General features: G+C 28.1%; 2 protein-coding genes. Both read right to left on the bottom strand.

Going from position 1 to position 1,172, the window contains the following annotated elements:
- Positions 1–115: 115 nt before the first annotated feature.
- Positions 116–526, bottom strand: coding sequence for a hypothetical protein (locus CN514_RS24640; RefSeq protein WP_098234814.1), 411 nt, complete (start codon positions 524–526; stop codon positions 116–118).
- Between the two features lie 183 nt (positions 527–709).
- Entirely contained in the window at positions 710–919 is a 210-nt protein-coding gene (locus CN514_RS24635) for a hypothetical protein (RefSeq protein ID WP_098234813.1), read from the bottom strand.
- Positions 920–1,172 lie beyond the last annotated feature (253 nt).

Below are 1,172 nucleotides of genomic sequence, written 5' to 3'. Positions count from 1 at the left end.
TCCATAAAAAACTTAAAAAACTTAATTTAATTACGTTTTTTTAAGTTATCTTAAGAATTATACTTACAAAAAATAAAAAAGACGGTATTAAACTTTACCGTCTTTAAAACCTATTTTATAAAAATTTAATTTGGTGGAATAGATGATTTTTCCCATTCCATTCAATAATAAATTCTTCAATCCCTAAAACTGCAGTTTCTGGTTTTGACACTTGATGATCAATCCATTTCTTAAGTTTAGGTAATACATCATTATGAAATTGAGATTTCGCCTTCTCTGGATAAATAGTTTGGGAGATTGGATAGAAATAAATTCTAATATCCTTGTCTCTATTACAAGTAACAGAAGCTACAACAGTACCGCTGATTTGTGGTGGTCTTGCACAACGATTATCAAATTCAAACTTCCTTGTCAGGCCAAATATAACACTGGCCTCTTCTTTACTAGGAAGATTCAACTTTATTTGTTTTCTATTTGCAGCATATGTTTCAATTTTATTGAGATTTCTAAAAAAAACGATCTTCAATTTTGCACCTCCTAATAATTACCACAACAAATATAATTTCTACTTCATTTAATTTATGCCCCTACTAATCATCATATTGACCTACTTTGAAATAATCACAATAAAAAAAATCGACAAAAATGTCGATTATATTCAAAGCTAGTATACTATTTGAGTTATGTTTGGAATTAAGTCATTAAAATATTATTTAACATCGTATACTAGTCCTCCAATACAAATAAAAAAAATGCCAATAACTCCTGACCAGATGGAGAATTGATCCTTATTTAAGTGCCCTAACTTAAAAAAATCATCTTTTACAACTCTTTGTTGTTCTGGAGCTTGAAACGCACCTATAAGTATTCCAGAAATAAGTATAAAAATTGCACCAATAATAAAACAAATTTTCACCAAATTTTAGTTCACTCTCCTTTATGAATTATATTCAAAGGAGAAGTAATAAAACCCTTTATTATTTTATCTACTTATCTGATTGATTCAACTAATCTCCAAAGAAAATTTCCAACTAACAACGACAGCCCAAGATACAGTACAAAAATGAGAAGTACTACTAAGAACCGTTTTAACTTATTCAACATAGTATCCCCCCATTATGTAAAAGAATAGGTGTCAAAATAAGTAAATTTATATAATTTTATACTGATAG

This window comes from Bacillus sp. AFS001701 (assembly GCF_002559405.1).
Taxonomy (GTDB): Bacteria; Bacillota; Bacilli; order Bacillales; family Bacillaceae_G; genus Gottfriedia.
This window is presented reverse-complemented; position numbering and strand designations above follow the sequence as displayed.